The sequence below is a fragment of the Solimonas aquatica genome, from assembly GCF_900111015.1.
Classification (GTDB): Bacteria; Pseudomonadota; Gammaproteobacteria; order Nevskiales; family Nevskiaceae; genus Solimonas; species Solimonas aquatica.
In genome coordinates, this window is the sequence record NZ_FOFS01000003.1 from 31,907 (window position 1) to 47,658 (window position 15,752).

Annotated in this window: 15 protein-coding genes; 10 read left to right on the forward strand and 5 right to left on the reverse strand. The window is 66.4% G+C overall.

Annotation, left to right across the window (positions count from 1 at the left end; all coding sequences use genetic code 11):
• Window positions 1–17: 17 nt before the first annotated feature.
• From BMY12_RS04315 to BMY12_RS04325, 3 genes are read left to right on the forward strand one after another with little or no spacing between them, the layout of a single operon-like run.
• Complete coding sequence (locus BMY12_RS04315) at window positions 18–2,609, forward strand: TonB-dependent receptor (RefSeq protein WP_177188835.1); 2,592 nt, start codon at window positions 18–20, stop codon at window positions 2,607–2,609.
• Complete coding sequence (locus tag BMY12_RS04320) at window positions 2,599–4,074, forward strand: M28 family peptidase (protein WP_143068838.1); 1,476 nt, start codon at window positions 2,599–2,601, stop codon at window positions 4,072–4,074. Before BMY12_RS04315 ends, BMY12_RS04320 begins: the two co-directional genes overlap by 11 nt.
• A gap of 40 nt (window positions 4,075–4,114) precedes the next feature.
• Window positions 4,115–5,770, forward strand: coding sequence for a 3-(methylthio)propionyl-CoA ligase (locus BMY12_RS04325; RefSeq protein ID WP_218140083.1), 1,656 nt, complete (start codon window positions 4,115–4,117; stop codon window positions 5,768–5,770).
• On the opposite strand, the gene BMY12_RS04330 is transcribed toward BMY12_RS04325, so the two are convergent.
• Both BMY12_RS04330 and BMY12_RS04335 read right to left on the reverse strand, forming a co-directional pair.
• Window positions 5,765–6,910, reverse strand: a complete 1,146-nt coding sequence (locus BMY12_RS04330; RefSeq protein ID WP_093282558.1) for an MFS transporter — start codon at window positions 6,908–6,910, stop codon at window positions 5,765–5,767. The two genes, BMY12_RS04325 and BMY12_RS04330, sit on opposite strands and share 6 nt — an antisense overlap.
• A 121-nt stretch (window positions 6,911–7,031) precedes the next feature.
• Window positions 7,032–8,180 (reverse strand): acyl-CoA dehydrogenase family protein, encoded by a 1,149-nt coding sequence (locus tag BMY12_RS04335; RefSeq protein WP_093282561.1) that lies wholly within the window; start codon window positions 8,178–8,180, stop codon window positions 7,032–7,034.
• 252 nt (window positions 8,181–8,432) lie between these two features.
• On the opposite strand from BMY12_RS04335, the gene BMY12_RS04340 reads away from it, so the two are divergent.
• The 4 genes from BMY12_RS04340 to BMY12_RS04355 all read left to right on the forward strand — a co-directional run bounded on the left by BMY12_RS04340 (window position 8,433) and on the right by BMY12_RS04355 (window position 10,236).
• The gene (locus BMY12_RS04340; RefSeq protein ID WP_093282563.1) at window positions 8,433–9,065 is read left to right on the forward strand and encodes a class I SAM-dependent DNA methyltransferase; all 633 of its coding nucleotides are present in this window, start codon (window positions 8,433–8,435) and stop codon (window positions 9,063–9,065) included.
• Between the two features lie 55 nt (window positions 9,066–9,120).
• Window positions 9,121–9,381 (forward strand): DNA-directed RNA polymerase subunit omega, encoded by a 261-nt coding sequence (gene rpoZ, locus BMY12_RS04345; RefSeq protein WP_093282566.1) that lies wholly within the window; start codon window positions 9,121–9,123, stop codon window positions 9,379–9,381.
• 202 nt (window positions 9,382–9,583) lie between these two features.
• Window positions 9,584–9,796 carry a cold-shock protein gene (locus BMY12_RS04350; protein WP_093282568.1) on the forward strand — a complete coding sequence of 71 codons (213 nt, stop codon included), beginning with the start codon at window positions 9,584–9,586 and terminating at the stop codon, window positions 9,794–9,796.
• A 116-nt stretch (window positions 9,797–9,912) separates the two neighbouring features.
• Window positions 9,913–10,236, forward strand: coding sequence for a CsbD family protein (locus BMY12_RS04355; RefSeq protein WP_093282571.1), 324 nt, complete (start codon window positions 9,913–9,915; stop codon window positions 10,234–10,236).
• 94 nt (window positions 10,237–10,330) lie between these two features.
• Here the strand turns inward: BMY12_RS04355 and BMY12_RS04360 are convergent, their stop codons facing one another.
• From BMY12_RS04360 to BMY12_RS04370, 3 genes are read right to left on the reverse strand one after another with little or no spacing between them, the layout of a single operon-like run.
• Window positions 10,331–11,515: an FAD-dependent oxidoreductase gene (locus tag BMY12_RS04360; RefSeq protein ID WP_177188836.1), complete on the reverse strand. Its 1,185-nt coding sequence runs from the start codon at window positions 11,513–11,515 to the stop codon at window positions 10,331–10,333.
• A gap of 22 nt (window positions 11,516–11,537) precedes the next feature.
• The gene (locus BMY12_RS04365) at window positions 11,538–12,428 is read right to left on the reverse strand and encodes a carbon-nitrogen hydrolase (RefSeq protein ID WP_093282576.1); all 891 of its coding nucleotides are present in this window, start codon (window positions 12,426–12,428) and stop codon (window positions 11,538–11,540) included.
• Window positions 12,425–13,444 carry an agmatine deiminase family protein gene (locus BMY12_RS04370; RefSeq protein WP_093282578.1) on the reverse strand — a complete coding sequence of 340 codons (1,020 nt, stop codon included), beginning with the start codon at window positions 13,442–13,444 and terminating at the stop codon, window positions 12,425–12,427. The genes BMY12_RS04365 and BMY12_RS04370 overlap by 4 nt, the downstream gene beginning before the upstream one ends.
• 229 nt (window positions 13,445–13,673) lie before the next feature.
• Between BMY12_RS04370 and BMY12_RS04375 the strand changes: the two genes are divergently transcribed.
• The 3 genes from BMY12_RS04375 (at window position 13,674) to BMY12_RS04385 (ending at window position 15,752) form a co-directional block, all read left to right on the forward strand.
• Window positions 13,674–14,384 (forward strand): helix-turn-helix domain-containing protein, encoded by a 711-nt coding sequence (locus BMY12_RS04375; RefSeq protein ID WP_093282581.1) that lies wholly within the window; start codon window positions 13,674–13,676, stop codon window positions 14,382–14,384.
• 76 nt (window positions 14,385–14,460) lie between these two features.
• Entirely contained in the window at window positions 14,461–15,354 is an 894-nt protein-coding gene (locus tag BMY12_RS04380; protein ID WP_093282584.1) for an alpha/beta fold hydrolase, read from the forward strand.
• Complete coding sequence (locus tag BMY12_RS04385) at window positions 15,351–15,752, forward strand: hypothetical protein (protein WP_093282587.1); 402 nt, start codon at window positions 15,351–15,353, stop codon at window positions 15,750–15,752. Before BMY12_RS04380 ends, BMY12_RS04385 begins: the two co-directional genes overlap by 4 nt.

Sequence of the window (15,752 nt, forward strand, 5' to 3'; positions counted from 1 at the left end):
CAAGAGGAGAAGTGGAGATGAGTGTGCGACATCGCAGCGGCAGGAAGCCGAGGCCCCAGGCTGCCGCCCGGCTGAGCGGTCTGGCCTGCCTGTGCCTGGCAGGTCTGGTGCAGGCGCAGGCGCAGGCTGCCGACACCTTCGTCGAGGCCGGAACGACCATGCCCGGAATTTCGGATCCGTCGCCGGCCGCCGCAGCTGCGCCGCAGGCCGAAGCGATCGATGAGGTCGTGAGTCTGGATCAGGTGCCGCCGCCGGTTCCGTCGGCGTCCGCGCAGCCAGCGGAGGCGCCGCTGCTGGAAACCGTGGTGGTGCTGGCGCAGAAGCGCGCCGAGGCCATCCAGGATGTGCCGATCTCGATCTCGGTACTCGACGATCAATTCATCCAGGACTGGTCGATCACCGATCTGAGCACGGCAGCGCTGTACACGCCGAACGTGAAGATGGCCGATGCCGGCTACTTCATCATGCCGCGCATCCGCGGCTTCGGCACCGACCAGAACAACAAGGCCTTCGAGCCGCCTGCCGGTGTGGCCGTCGACGGCATTCCGTATACGCGGCTGGAGTACTTCAACTCGGCGATGTTCGATCTCGAGCGCATGGAGGTGTATCGCGGCCCGCAGGGCACGGCCTTCGGCAAGAACACCACCGCCGGCCTGATTCATCTGATCACCAAATCACCCAGCGCCGGCTACCAGGGTTATGCCGAGGTGCAATCCGGGCAGTTCCAGCGACGGCGCGCCGAGGCGGCCGTGGGCGGTCCGCTGCTGGAAGGCTTCCTCAATTTCCGTTTGGCGGGTCTTTACGATCAGCGTGAAGGCTTCGTGGACAACAGCGCCGAGCAATCCCTCAGCGGCGCCCCCCGCCATGGCCGCGGCGTGGATCGCCGCGGCGTGCGCCTGAAGCTGGATTTTCTCGACCTGTGGGGTTCCGAGCTCAAGCTGTCGCTGGAAAGCGTGGACTCCAAGTCCATCGGTGCCGGTCTGGAAACCTATGACCCCAGCGATGCCCTGCGCCAGGCCATCCTGCGCTATGAGCCGCGCAGCGATTTCATCCGCGGCAACTACGTCAACACCATCAACGATCCGGACTTCCGCAACATCCGTATCGAAACCCTCAATGCCGACTGGCGCTATCAGCTCGGCGACTGGAATCTGGTGGCGCTGGGCGGCTACTCGGTGCTGAAGGACAAGGCCGGTCTGGACGTGGACGCCACGGCGGTGCCGGCGATCTTCGGCGGCGACCAGGATCGCTCGCCCACCACTACCGCAGAGTTGCGCCTGGAGTCGCCGGACCTCGACGGTCTGCTGGGCATGGGCCAGCTGTTCGGCGTGAGCTTGGGCCATAGCAATATTCTCGGCGGCCTGTACTACCAGCGCCGCGACATCCAGGGCGACGGCATCGTGTTCCGCTTCGGCCTGTCGTATCTGGATCTGCTGGTCGCCGCCGACGCGACAAGCCCGGACAATCCGCTGGCAGGTGCGCTCGATCCCTTGCTGGCCGCGCTCTACCCCTTGCTGCCGGCCCCGCTGGGTTCGACGAATTCGACTTACAGCGAGGAAGTCACCCAGGACTTCGACCAGCAGGCCAAGGCCGGCGCTGCGTTCACGCAGCTGCAATGGCACTTCACGCCGGAATGGGGCATGGAGTACGGCGTCCGCTACAACCGCGAGAGCAAGGACGCACAGTTCAACCAGTATTACTCCTCACCGACGGCCATTCTCATGCCGGTGCTGGGCGTCAACGAGTACCAGGCGCAGCGGCATCTGTCGGAAAGCAATCTGGCGCAGCGCGTCTCGCTCAATTTTGAACCCGATCGCGACCTGGGCCTGTTCCTGCACTGGGCCAAGGGTTTTCGCGGCGGTGGTTTCAATTCCTTCTCGTATAACGGTGCGCCCGAGACGCTGAGCTTCGGCCCCGAGTCGGCCAAGGACTGGGGCCTGGACTTCAAGGCCAGCCTGCTGGGCGGCAACATGCATCTGAATGCTTCGCTGTATCGCATGACCGTCAACAATTTCCAGGTGCTGGTGGGCGAGCAGAGCAATACCGGCATCGGCCTGGGCACGACACGCGTGCAGAACGCCGCTGCCGCGCGGGCCCAAGGCCTGGAGGCGGACATGACCTGGGCACTGACGCGCTGGTTCACCTTGTTCTCGACCCTGGGTCTGAACGATTCGAAGTATCTGGACTTCGCCGACAACGCCTGCGAGCCGGACAATCAGAACACCGACGGCGACGCCAATCCGCACTGCGATGCCAGCGGCAAGCCGTTCCCGCTCACGCCCAAGCTCACCGCCGGCACGCTGGGCATGGTGACCCTGCCGCTGTTCGGCACGGGGCTGGGCATGCAGCTGGGCGCCGGTTTCGACTACCAGTCCTGGCAATACACCGATACCGCCCTGGACAGTCGTTTCCGCCAGGGCGGCATCATGCGCTGGCGCGCCACGCTGGGCATCGGCAATCCGGCGCAGGGCTGGTCGCTGCGCCTGCAGGGCGAGAATCTCACCGACCGCGTGGTCTCGATCCGTCAGGCGGAGTTGATCAAGGGCGCGCGCGTGGAAGGCGTGGACGCGCCGCGCACGATCTACGGCTCCCTGCGCTATGACTTTTGAGCGCGGCGGCATGCGTGGCTGCGCGGCGCTGCTGCTGGGCTTGAGTCTATCCGCGGCGTCGGCGCAGGCGCCTGCGCCGACGCCGGTGAGCGCGCAGACTATGATGCGCTGGATTGCGCAGATCGAAGCGCAGGGGGAGCGACGCCCCGGCTATGCGGCGGATCAGTGGACGGAGCGCTGGGCGCAGCGTCAGTTCCAGGCTTTCGGGCTGGAGCAGGTGCGCCTGGAGCCGGTGCCGGTGATGCAGTGGACGCCGCGTCGCTGGTCGCTGCGGGTCTGGCATCCGCAGCAGCCGCAGAAGGTGCTCGAGTTGCCCTCGTATCCGGTGCCGATGTCCGCCGCCGGCAGCGTGGAAGCAGACCTGCGGCTGGAGGCGGAGGGTGTGGCAGCGGAAGGCAGCATCCTGGTGTCGCGCAGCCGGCTGCTGAGCATGGCGCACAGCCAGATGCGCCAGATCGCACGCTGGGACTTCGATCCGCTGCGGGAGCTCGACGGCCGGGTGCAGACCCTGCCGGTGCCGGATCGCTTCGCCAATCCGCTCGATCAGGCGGTGGAGGCCCGCGCGCTCGGCCTGATCGGCATTCTCGATTTTCCCTGGGAGACCGATCGCTACTTCTATCCCTATGACGGCAAGGCACGCGCCATTCCCGGGGTCTGGCTCAGTGCCGCCAACGGCAAGCGTCTGCTCGAATTCATGGCGCAGGGGCCGACGCGCGCGCGCCTGGAATTGCAGCGCGATCTGGTGGTGTCGATGTCGCACAACCTCATCGGCACGCTGCCCGGGCGTTCGTCGGAATGGATCGTGATCGGCTCGCATCACGACGGCCCCTGGCAGTCGGCCGTGGAGGACGCCTCCGGCACCGCGCTGGTGATGGCGCAGGCACGCTACTGGTCGCGACTGCCGCGCGAGCAGCGCCCCTTCAATCTGATGTTCCTGCTCAACGGCGGACATATGTCGGGCGGCGCGGGGCTGCTGCAGTTTGCGCAGGTTCACAAGGCCTTCCTCCAGCAGCAGGTGGTGACCGAGATTCATCTGGAACATGCCGCACGCGAGATGCGCGCACAGGACGGTCAGCTGCAAGCGACCGGCCGGCCGGAAGTGCGCTGGTGGTTCACCAGTTTCGTTCCCAGGCTGGAAGAGGTGGTGACGCAGGCGATCTGCGCCGAGAACCTGCAGCGCTCACTGCTGATGCCGGTGGAAGGCTTTCCCGAAGGCAGCAGGCATCCGCCCACCGATGCCGCGTTCTTTCATCCGCTGACGCCCATCGTCAGTTTTCTCACCGCGCCGATGTATCTGTTCGATGCGCAGGACCGGCTCGACAAGGTGGATGTCGACAGTCTGGAGCCGCTGACGCGCGCCACCATCCGCATCATCCAGGGGCTGGATGGCGTCAGCGCCGCGCAGCTGCGCGAGCAGGCGTACCAGCCACCGCGCAGCACGCCCCTGCCGTCCTGCGCATCCTGAACGGGCGGATCCCCGCACACAAAAACAACGAGAGGAACTCATGCTAGGTCAGATGATGCGCATGCCGCTGAACATCAGCGCCCTGCTTCAGCATGCCGAGCGCTATCACGGCGACACAGAAATCGTTTCGCGCAGCACAGAAACCGATTCGGGCGACGATGGCTCGCCACAGCCGCCAGCAATTCAGCGCTATGCGTACGCCACAGCGGCGCGGCGTTGCCGGCAGCTGGCGTGCGCCCTGCAGCGTCTGGGTGTGCGCGAGGGGCAGCGCATCGCAACGCTGGCCTGGAACGGATACCGTCATTTCGAGCTGTATTTTTCGATCTCCGGCATCGGCGCCATCACCCATACCATCAATCCGCGCCTGTTCCTCGAACAGATCGCCTGGATCGTCAATCACGCCGAAGACAGCGTGCTGTGTTTCGATCTGAGTTTCAGCGCGCTGGTGGCGCGTCTGCAGCCCTTGTGTCCCAGCGTGCGCCACTGGGTGGCGATGTGCGATCGCCAACACATGCCGGCACTGAAGCTGCCGGGGCTGCTCTGCTATGAAGAACTGCTGAGTGCGGGCGGCGCCGATTTCGAGTGGCCACTGCTCGACGAAGAACTTGCCTCGGGTCTTTGCTATACCTCCGGCACCACCGGCAATCCCAAGGGCGTGCTGTATTCGCATCGTTCGACCTTGCTGCACGCCCTGACTGCCAGCCTGCCCGATGTGATGAATCTTTCGGCGCGCGACTGCGTGCTGCCGGTGGTGCCCATGTTCCATGTCAACGCCTGGGGCATTCCCTTTTTGGCACCGCTGGTCGGCGCCAAGCTGGTGTTTCCGGGCGCCGCCCTGGATGGCGCGAGCCTGCATCAGCTGTTCGAGCAGGAACAGGTGAGCTTCGCCGCCGGCGTGCCGACGGTGTGGCTGGGGCTGTTGCAGTACCTGCAGAGCCGCGGCCTGCGCCTGAGCAGCGTGCCGCGCATGATCGTCGGCGGTGCGGCTTGCCCGCCGGCACTGATGCAGGCCTATGCAGAACTGGGCGTGAAGCTGCAGCACGCCTGGGGCATGACCGAGCTTTCGCCGCTGGGCACGGTGAACACGCCCAAGCGGCAGCACGAGCATCAGCCGCCGGTGGCGCAGGCGGCCCTCGCCGCCAAGCAGGGCCGTCCGCCGTTCGGCATCGAGCTGAAGGTGGTCGATGGCCTGGGCGTGGACTTGCCGCACGACGGCCAGAGTACGGGCGAGCTGATGGTGCGCGGGCACTGGGTCGCGGAGCGCTACTTCCGCGCCGGCACCACGGCGCTGCGGCAGGGCTGGTTCGCAACCGGCGACGTGGCGAACCTGGATCTGGATGGCTTCCTGCAGATCACCGACCGCAGCAAGGACGTGATCAAGTCCGGCGGCGAATGGATCAGCTCCATCGAACTCGAAAACATCGCGATGTCACATCCGGCAGTGGCGGAGGCTGCTGCGCTGGGCATGAAACATCCGAAGTGGGACGAGCGTCCGCTGCTGATCGTGGTGAAGAAGCCTGCCGCCGAGGTCGACCGCCGATCCCTGCTGAGTTTCTACCAGGACCGGGTGGCGAAATGGTGGATCCCCGATGACGTGTTGTTCCTCGACGCCTTGCCGTACACCGCAAACGGCAAGCTCAGCAAGCTGCAGCTGCGTCAGCAGCTCGGCAATTACCAATGGCCTGCCCAATCATGACTGACGAAGTGAAAACGCCCGACGCGCCAGCACCACGCAAAGCACCCCTGCGGTGGCGATCATGGCCGCCACGCCCGGCCAGGCTGCGAGCTCCCAGACCGGCGCCGGCAAAACCCCGCCAAAGCTGCCCCCCAGGTAGTAGCAGGTGACATACAGGCCCACCGCCGCGCCGCGCGCCTGCGGCATGGCCTCACCGACGAAGGTGGTGGCAGCGGTCTGCGCCAGGAACAGCCCGAGCGACAGCAGGCAGAGGCCGAGCATCGCGGCGGCGATGCTCGGCAGCAGGGTAATGACCAGACCGACGATGGCCATCGCCCAGGCACCGGTGAGCATGTTGGCGTGACCGTGACGGTTGAGCAGGCGTCCGCCCAGCGGCGTCACCGCCACGCCCACCAGATACACCACGAAGATCGCCGAGAGCCGCGCCGGTGACAGCGAGTACGGCGGCTCGGACAGGCGCAGCGACAGATAGGTGAAGCTGGCCACCAGCGAGAACAGCAGCGTGAAGCCGGCGACGTAGATGCTGCGCAGGGCCGGATCGGCAAACAGCTGCCGCAGGCGCAGCGGCTTGCCGGAACTGGGACGGTGATGGCCTTTCTCGGGGCTCAGCCAGCGCTGAATCAGAAACGCCAGCAGCAGCTGCAACAGCGCCAGCGCGGCAAAGCCTTCGCGCCAGTTGCTGAACTCCGCCACCAGGCCCGAGATCATGCGCCCGCAGAAGCCGCCGCCGATGGTGCCGGCCACGTACAGGGCGGTGACGGGGCGTGCTTCCAGCGGCGGCCATTCGTCGGCGGTGTAGGCAACCGTCACCGCGAAGATGCCCGGCAGCATCAGGCCCTCCAGCAGGCGCGCAAGCAGCAGCAGAGCCGGCGTCGGTGCCAGAGCCGAAAGCAGACTGGGCAGGGCCGCCAGATAAGCCGCAGCGACGATGGTGCTGCGGCGGCCGATGCGATCCGAGAGCCGGCCGGCGAAGGGCGCGGCCAAGGCCACACCGGCGGTGCCCGCCGACACCACCGCGCCGAGCAGCGCCGCGTTGCTGCCCATCCACAGCTTGAGCTGCGGCAACAGCGACTGCGGGGCATACAAGGGCACGAAGGCGGCGGCGCCCGCGAGGCAGACGGCAAGACGGCGGTAATCCATGGCGCGCGCACCCTACGCGCGGGCATCGGCCTTGTCTATCGGGATTTTTCCGGCTCCCGCTTGGCCGCGCGCCGGTTGCTTGCGAGGGGGCGCCGTGGCTGGCACGGCGCCCCGCCAGCGTTCAGCGCCCGACCAGCGAACGCGCGATCACTTCCTTCATGATCTCGTTGGTGCCGCCGTAGATGCGCTGGATGCGCGCATCGCAGTAGAAGCGCGAGATCGGGTATTCGGCCATGTAGCCGTAACCGCCGAACAGCTGCAGGCAGGCGTCCACCACGCGGCATTCCATGTCGGAAGTGGCCATCTTCACCATCGCGGCGGTCGGCACATCGAGCTTGCCTTCGGCATAGGCCTGCGCGCACTTCTCGTAGAAGGCGCGATGCACCTCGATGTCGGTCTTGATCTTGGCCAGCTCGAAGCGCGTGTTCTGGAAGCTGGACACCGCCTGGCCGAAGGCCTTGCGCTGCTGCACGTATTCGATGGTCTTCTCCAGCGCGCCCTCGGCATGCGCCACGGCCGAGACCGCCAGCATCAGACGCTCGCGCGGCAGCTCGTCGATCAGATGGCCGAAGCCGCCGCCGACGCGGCCCAGCACCTTGTTGGCGGGCAGGCGCAGGTTGTCGAAGAACAGCTCGGAAGTATCGGCCGAGTGCAGGCCCATCTTTTCCAGATTGCGACCGCGCTTGAAGCCGGGGCGGTCGGTGTCCACCAGCAGCAGGGTCATGCCCTTGCCGCCGGCCTTGGGATCGGTCTTGGCGGCGACGATCACCACGCCGGCGTGCTGGCCATTGGTGATGAAGGTCTTGGAGCCGTTGAGCACGTACTCATCGCCATCGGCCACGGCATTGGTCTTGATGCCCTGCAGGTCCGAGCCGGTGCCCGGCTCGGTCATCGCCAGCGCGCCGAAGCATTCGCCGCTGATCATCTTCGGCAGGTAATGCGCGCGCTGCTCCGGCGTGCCCAGATGCAGGATGTAGGGCGCGACGATGTCCGAATGCATGGTGAGGTTGGAGGCCAGGGCCAGATAGCCCATGCGCGCCGCTTCCTCGACGATGGCGCAGGAGAACTCGAAGGGCGCGCCGATGCCGCCGTATTCCTCCGGCACGTCCACGCACAGCAGGCCGGCCTCACCGAGTTTCAGGTACAGCTCCTTGGGCAGGATGCCTTCCTTTTCCCAGCGCTCGTAATGCGGCGACACCTCGTCGGTGAGAAAGCGGCGGACGGTGTCGCGCCAGGCGGAGAGTTCGGCGGCGAGTGCTTCGTTGCTCATGGTTCAAGCCTGTAAAAGTGAAAGGGAATGGCCAAAAAATGAACGCGAAGGATAAACGCAAAGGCGGCGTGGCGCCCCCCTCTTTTTGAGTAGGGCCGGCGCGGTGACTGCAGGGGAGGGCGCAGCGCGGCGGCGAGTTCACGCAAAGCTGGGCTTGCGGCGGCCCGGATGGCGCGGCGCGCGGCAAGGATGTGGCGCCGGCACTTGCCCCTATGATGGCGCCTGGTTTCTTGGACTCCGCAGGTGCCTGCAATGGCCGTCGATCACTTCGCACAGAAAGCCGCCCGCTACGAAGACAATCCCAGCCGCGTCGACAATGTGGCCACGATTGCCGAGGCGATCCTGCGGCGCTTCGCGTTCAGGCCTGCGATGCATCTGATCGATTTCGGCTCGGACACCGGGCTGCTGCTGGAGAAGATCGCGCCTTATGTGGACAGGATCACGGCCATCGATGTCTCGCCCGCCATGAACCGGCAGCTGGCGGACAAGCGCAGCCGCATCGCCTGCGAGCTGGAGCTGCTGGAAGTGGATCTGGAAAAAACCACGCTGCCGCTGCGTGTGGACGGCATCATCTCCTCGATGACGATGCATCACATCGCCGATACCGCCGCGATGTTTGCGAAGTTCCACGCCATGCTCAGGGACGGCGGCTTCATCGCCATCGCCGATCTGGATTGCGAGGACGGCAGCTTTCACAGCGAGGACACCGGCGTGTTTCATCATGGCTTTGAACGCGAGGCCTTCGCCAAACTCCCTGCCGATGCGGGTTTTGCGTCGGTTCGGCTGGATTCGGTCAGTGTGCTGCGCAAGCCGCAGGGCGAGTACGGCGTGTTTCTGCTGAGCGCGCGGCGGCCAGGCCCTGATCTGGCAAACGCACAGCGGTAATTGCGCGTATAGTCCGCCGACCGTGCTTTTGCGGTGATTCTTGAACGAGTAACCCATGGCACGCGTCACTGTTGAAGACTGTCTGGCATCGGTCGGCAGCAATTTTGCTCTGGTCCAGATCGCGGCAAAGCGCGCACGGCAACTGGCGCGTGGCGCCAATTCGCAGCTGCCCTGGGGCGATCACAAATCGACGGTGCTGGCGCTGCAGGAGATCGCCGCCGGGCATGTTTCGGCTGCGGTGCTGAACGAGGTGGATCTGCCGCTGGAATCGCCGCAGAAGCTGGAGCTGGAGACCCTGGAAGGCGAATTCAAGTAGAACCTGCCGCTTGGCGCGGCAAAGTCTTGATTCGACAAGGCCATGAATGTCGCGTAAGCTGCGGCTCGCAAAGTATCAAGCAGCGTAATCAGCTAGTTCCCGTCCGCAGTCACAGCGGCACGAAATTTCCAGATGCCTTCCTTGAATGATTTGCAGCCTCGCGGGCGGGTTTGTGCCCGCGCTCAATGAAAGGAATGCATCCATGAGCAATGTTTCAACCGGTACCGTCAAGTGGTTCAATGACGCCAAGGGCTTCGGCTTCATCACCCCTTCCGAAGGCGGCGAAGACCTCTTCGCGCACTTCAAGGAAATCCAGGGTGATGGCTTCAAGTCCCTGTCCGAAGGCCAGCGCGTCGAATACGTCGCCGCTCGCGGTCCCAAGGGCATGCAGGCGACGCGGATTCGCGCAGTCTAAGCTGCCGGTCCGTAGTTAAAAAACCGCGGCCACTGCCGCGGTTTTTTTATCCCTCGCGCGCGCCATTGCGGCGCTGCGCGCTCGTTCCCGCTCCATTTTCTGATCGAGGAAGCACTATGCGCCCCAAGCGTCAGCGTCCGTCCCAATATCCCGCACCGGTCAAGGTGCGGCGCGCTCCTGGCACGCCCACCAAGAATCAGCTGCGCGCCGCAGCGCAGGCCGAGGCCCGTGCCGTGAAGGAGCAGTGGCTGAGCCTGCTGGCTCCCGCCAAGGCCACCTGGGCCAAGCTGCATCCGCAGGAACTGGCGGGCGTGGAAGGCAATTTCCACAAGCTCGCCGGCCTGGTGCAGCTGCGCTACCAGCTCAGCCGCGAAGAGTCTGACCGGCAGGTCAATGCGTTCTTCGACACGCATCGCGCACCGCTGGCTGCGGCACTGTAATTTTGGTCGATGACTGAAGGCGGTCTGGCGCGCAGGCGCCAGGCCGCTTTTTTTTGCTCGGGAGCGGCCGGCGCTGTGAGCCCTGGCGCGAGGTTCAGACGCGCAGCGGGTCGTAGCCGTACAGGGCGTCGAGCTTGCGCGCCAGTGCGCCCTGCAGGGCCGGCATCGCCAGATCGCGCGCCCAGGCTGCGGCACCGCGATAGTGATAGCGGCGCTTGTTGTCGCGGCTGGTGTTCTGGATCTCCGCCGTGCGTGCGCGGCGCAGCTGCTCGTATTCGAGCAGGGCCCCGGGAATCGCCGCGCTGCGCCGCAGGCAGCTGGCCAGCACCGCCGCGTCCTCGATGGCCATCGCCGCGCCCTGGGCCATGAACGGCAGGGTTGGATGGCAGGCATCGCCCAGCAGGCTCACGCGGCCCTGCGACCACTGCGGCATCGGCGGGCGGTCGAACAAGGCCCACTTGAAGCAGGCCGCCGGATCGGCGGCTTCGATGATGCGGCTGACCGGCGCGGGCCAGTCGCCGAACTCGTCGAACAACTCCCGATACTCGCCCTTCTGCGTCCAGGACTCCACTTCCCAGCCTTCGCACTCGGTGACCGCCACGAAGTTGAGCAGCTCGCCGCGACGCAGGTAGTAGTGCACGAAGTGGGCGCCCGGCCCCAGCCACAGCGCGGCGCTGCGCGGGATGTCCGCGTCGCGCAAGCGGCTTGCGGGAATCACGCCACGCCAGGCCACGCAGCCGGTGAAGCGCGCGTGCTCGGCGCCGAACAAGGTGGCGCGGACCAGGGAATGAATGCCATCGGCGCCGATCAGCAGATCGGCCTGCAACTCACGGCCGTTGGCGATGCAGAGGCTGACGCGCGAAGCGTTCTGCTCCACCAGGATGACGCGCGCATTGAATACGCATTCGATCTGCGCCAGCTCGCGCGCCGCCTGCAGCAGCACGCCATGCAGATCGGCGCGATGCAGGTGCAGATAAGGCGCGCCGTAGCGTTGCCGCATCGACTCGCCCAGGGGCATGCGGCTGAGCAGCCGGCCGTTTTGCGCGCTGCGCATTTCCAGCGCCAGCGGATGACAGGCGCAGGCTTCCAGCGCTTCGCCGAGGCCCAGGCTGAGCAACACCCGCGAGGCGTTCGGGCTGATCTGCAGGCCCGCGCCGACTTCGGAAGGTTCGGCGGTCTGTTCGACCAGGGTGATGCGCCAGCCGCTGCGGGCCAGCGTCAAGGCGGCGCTCAGGCCGCCGATGCCGGCACCGACAATCAAGGCGTGCGGAGTGCTCACGATGATCGGGGCCCGGCTGGGACTAGCGCCGGTAGCGCTTCACCAGATCGCCGTAGGCATCGATGCGGCGATCGCGCAGGAAGGGCCACCAGCGGCGCACGTTCTCGCTGCGCCGGAGATCCACATCGGCGACGATCACCGCCGGCTGATCCTCGGCCAGGGCGATGAATTCACCCTGCGGGCCGGCAATGAAGCTGCTGCCCCAGAACTGCGAGCCGGGCCACTGGCCGGCGGGATCGGACTCGAAGCCGACGCGATTGGCCACCAGCACCGGCAGGCCATTGGCCACCGCATGCGCGCGCTGGATGGTGACCCAGGCTTCGCGCTGGCGCAGCTGCTCGTCTTCTTCGTCCTGCGGATTCCAGCCGATGGCGGTGGGATACAGCAGCAGATCGGCGCCGGCCAGGGCCATCAGGCGCGCGGCTTCCGGATACCACTGGTCCCAGCACACCAGCACGCCAAGCCGTCCGACGCTGGTTTCGATGGGCTCGAACCCGATGTCGCCGGGCGTGAAGTAGAACTTCTCGTAGTAGCCCGGATCATCCGGGATGTGCATCTTGCGGTAGATGCCGGCGAGCGAGCCGTCGCGCTCCAGCACCACCGCAGTGTTGTGATACAGGCCCGGTGCGCGACGCTCGAACAGCGAGCCGACGATGACGATGCCCAGCTCGCCGGCGAGCGTGCCGAGAAAGTCCGAAGACGGGCCTGGAATGGCTTCCGCGAGATTGAACAGCTCAGTGGATTCGTGCTGGCAGAAATACAGCGAGGTGTGCAGTTCCTGCAGCAGCACCAGCTGCGCACCTTGCGCGGCGGCGGCGCGGATGCCGCGCTCGGACTCGTGCAGATTGGCTTCGGCATCGCTGCCGCAGGCCTGCTGCACGATGCCGACGCGAAGGATGCTGGACTTGCTCATGCGCTCTCCGGAATCTGCATGGTGACGCAGTGCAGGCTGCCGTACTGCTCGATCAGCGCGCGGCAGTCGATGCCGATCACCTCGCGGTCCGCGAACACAGGCTGCAGCCGCGCCAGTGCGATCTCATCCTGGGCATTGCCGTACACCGGCACCAGCACCGCGCCATTGATGATCAGGAAATTGGGATAGCCCGCCGGCAGGCGCCTGCCGTCCTCATCGTAGGCCGGTGCCGGCATCGGCAGCGGCACCAGCGCATAAGGCTCGCCGTCGGCGGTGCGCAGGGCCTGCAGCTCGGCCTCCATGGCCTTGAGATCGGCGTAGTGCGGGTCGCGCACATCCTCGCAGGCCTGATAGGCGATGGTGCGCGCATCGCAGAAGCGCGCGATGGTGTCGATGTGGCCGTCGGTGTCATCGCCGAGCAGGTCGCCGTGCCTGAGCCACAGTACGCGGCGCACGCCGAACCAGTGCATGAGCTGGGCTTCGATCTGCAGCTTGTCGAACTGCGGATTGCGCGTGGCTGCGAGCAGGCAGCGCTCGGTGGTCAGCAGCGTGCCCTGGCCATCGCTTTCGATGGCGCCGCCTTCCAGCACGAAGCTCAAGTCCTCCACCGGTGCCTGCCAGGCCTGCTGCTCGGCGAGGCGGCGGGTGATTTCATTGTCCAGCCAGGCGTTGAACTTGCCGCCCCAGCCGTTGAACACGAAGTTCAGATGCACGGCCTTGCCGTCACGAAACACCGTGATCGGGCCATGGTCGCGTGCCCAGACATCATTGGCCGGCACGCTGTACAGCCGCAGACGCTCGTCGCGCACGCCACCGGCCAGCAGCTTTTCGCGCAGCGCCGCCTTGTCGGGGCCACAGGCGATGATCAGATGCTCAAAGCGCGTGACCGCCGCGGCGATGGCGATGAAGCAGCGCTCCACGGCCGCGAAGTGCCGGGCGAAGTCACCCTCCGGACGAGGCCAGGTGAGTTGCACGGCGCGCTGCGGCGCCCATTCGGCGGGGAGAACGGTGGACATGAATCCGGAAGTTGTCAGCGGTGAAATGACGAAAGCGCACGCGGGGCGCGCAGGGAAGCCCATTCGAAGCGCGATTCTAACAGGGTGATGCAAAAGGTCATCACGGAGCTTGTGCCGATCGCTTCGGAAAATCGTGGCATTGCGCCTGCGAAGCGGCGGTCCATGTGTCAGCGATGAATCAGCGCCGCGCCGGCAAGGCAGGGGCGCGGCACGGTGCTAAGTTACGCCGATGCAGGACTGGACCGGAACGATCTATCTCGGCGCGGAATGGGCGCTGTTCGTGGGGCAGGGCGGCGCAACGCCGCTGCACCGGCATCTGGCCCACAAGCTGGTGATGGGCCTGGATGGTGAGCTGGAGGTGAACTGGGCTTCGGGCGAGCGGCGTCACGGGCGCATCGCGCTGGTGAAAGCCGGCAGCCTGCATCGCGTCACGGCGCCGGGGCGGCGCATCGGCCTGTACTACGCCGATGCCGGGGCCTTCGCGCATTCCGGCCTGCCGGCTTCGCGGCAGCTGCGCGAGCTGTTCCGCCTGTGCCGGCGGCTGGACCTCGGCGCTGGCGAGGCGCCGACCGTCGTGCAGCAGCTGCAGCCGGACATGCAGGAGGCCGCCGATGCGCGCGTGCTCAAGGCCGTGGATGCGCTGCGTCGCGATCAGGACCTGGCGCTGCCGATGATGGCGCCGCGGGCCGGCGTCTCGCCGCGACGATTGCGGCAGCTGTTCAGCGCCTCGGTGGGCGGCACCCCGGTGCGGTATCGTCGCTGGTGGCGGCTGCGCCTGGCCGCGCAGCAGCTGGCGCAGGGCGAGCGCATCGTCGATGCCGCCCTGGCCGCGGGCTTTGCCGATGCCGCGCACCTGACCCGCACCTTCGTCGAGATGCTGGGCATCACGCCGGGGGTGTTTCAGGCCAGCCGCCTGATCGTGCTGGACGAGCTGGCATGAAGCCGCGCAGCCGATTTGTTCAAGACAGGCTGCACCCTTTTTCCTAGAGTGGCGCCGATCATCGAGGGAGCGGCGCATGGCTCTGAAAGCTACGCCGCCGCCAGGCATGCACCGGGCAATGGTGCCGGGCGGCGTTGTCGAATATCGCGAATACGGTGCGGCCGAGGCGCCGCCATTGCTGTTCGTGCATGGTGTGCTGGCCAATGAGCGGCTCTGGGAGGCGGTGGCGCAGAGACTGGCGCCGCATTACCGCTGCATCCTGCCGACCTGGCCACTGGGCGCGCATCGTCTGGCCATGCGTCCCGATGCCGATCTCTCGCCGCCGGGCATGGTGGAGCAGATCGTGGCCTTCATGGACGCGCTGCGGCTGCCGCGCGCCACGCTGATCGGCAACGACAGCGGCGGCGCGCTGTGCCAGATGCTGCTGGCGCGCCATCCGCAGCGTGTCGAACGTCTGGTGCTCACGTCCTGTGACGCCTACGAGATCTGGCTGCCGCTGCTGTTCAAATATCTGGAGTACGCCGCCTTCGTGCCCGGCATGCTCTGGCTGCTGGCGCAGCTGCTGCGCCTGCGGCCGCTGCGCCGCCTGCCGATCGCCTTCGGCTGGCTGGTGAAGCGCATGCCCCGCGATCTGGCCGATGCGCTGACCGCGCCGATGGCGGCTTCATCGGGCGTGCGCCGCGATCTGGGCAAGTTCCTGCGCGGCATTTCGGCGCGCTACACACTGCAGGCGGCGCACAGCTTCGCGGGCTTTCGCGCACCGGTGCTGATCGCCTGGTCGCGGCAGGATCGTTTCTTCCCCCTGACGCATGCGCGGCGGCTGCAGCAGCATTTCCCGCAGGCGCGGCTGATGCTGGTGGACGATGCCTACACCTTCTCCGCCATCGACAATCCAGGGCAGCTGGCGCAGCACCTGGAGGTTTTTCTTCATGACAGTGCTGCGAGCATGGCGGACAAGGTGCTGGCATGAGCTATCTGATCGGTGCCGTCATGGCCCTGGCCGTGGCACTGGCGGCGGCCGGTGTGGGCCTGGATCGCGACCGCGCGTTTTATCCCACGCTGCTGATCGTGATCGCGTCCTACTACCTGCTGTTCGCCGCGCAGGCGCAGTCGCTGGCGCTGTTTCTTCAGGAGTCCCTGGGTCTGGCGCTGTTCACGGCGCTGGCGCTGGCCGGCTTCAAGCTCAGGCCCTGGTATCTGGTGCTGGGCCTGGCGGCGCATGCGCTGTTTGATTTCACGCATGACGCCTTCATCGCCAATCCCGGCGTGCCGGTCTGGTGGCCCTCGTTCTGCGCGGCCTACGACCTGATGGCGGCGCTGGTGCTGGCGCTGCTGCTCCGGCGCCGCGCGAGCCGCGCCAGCGCCTGA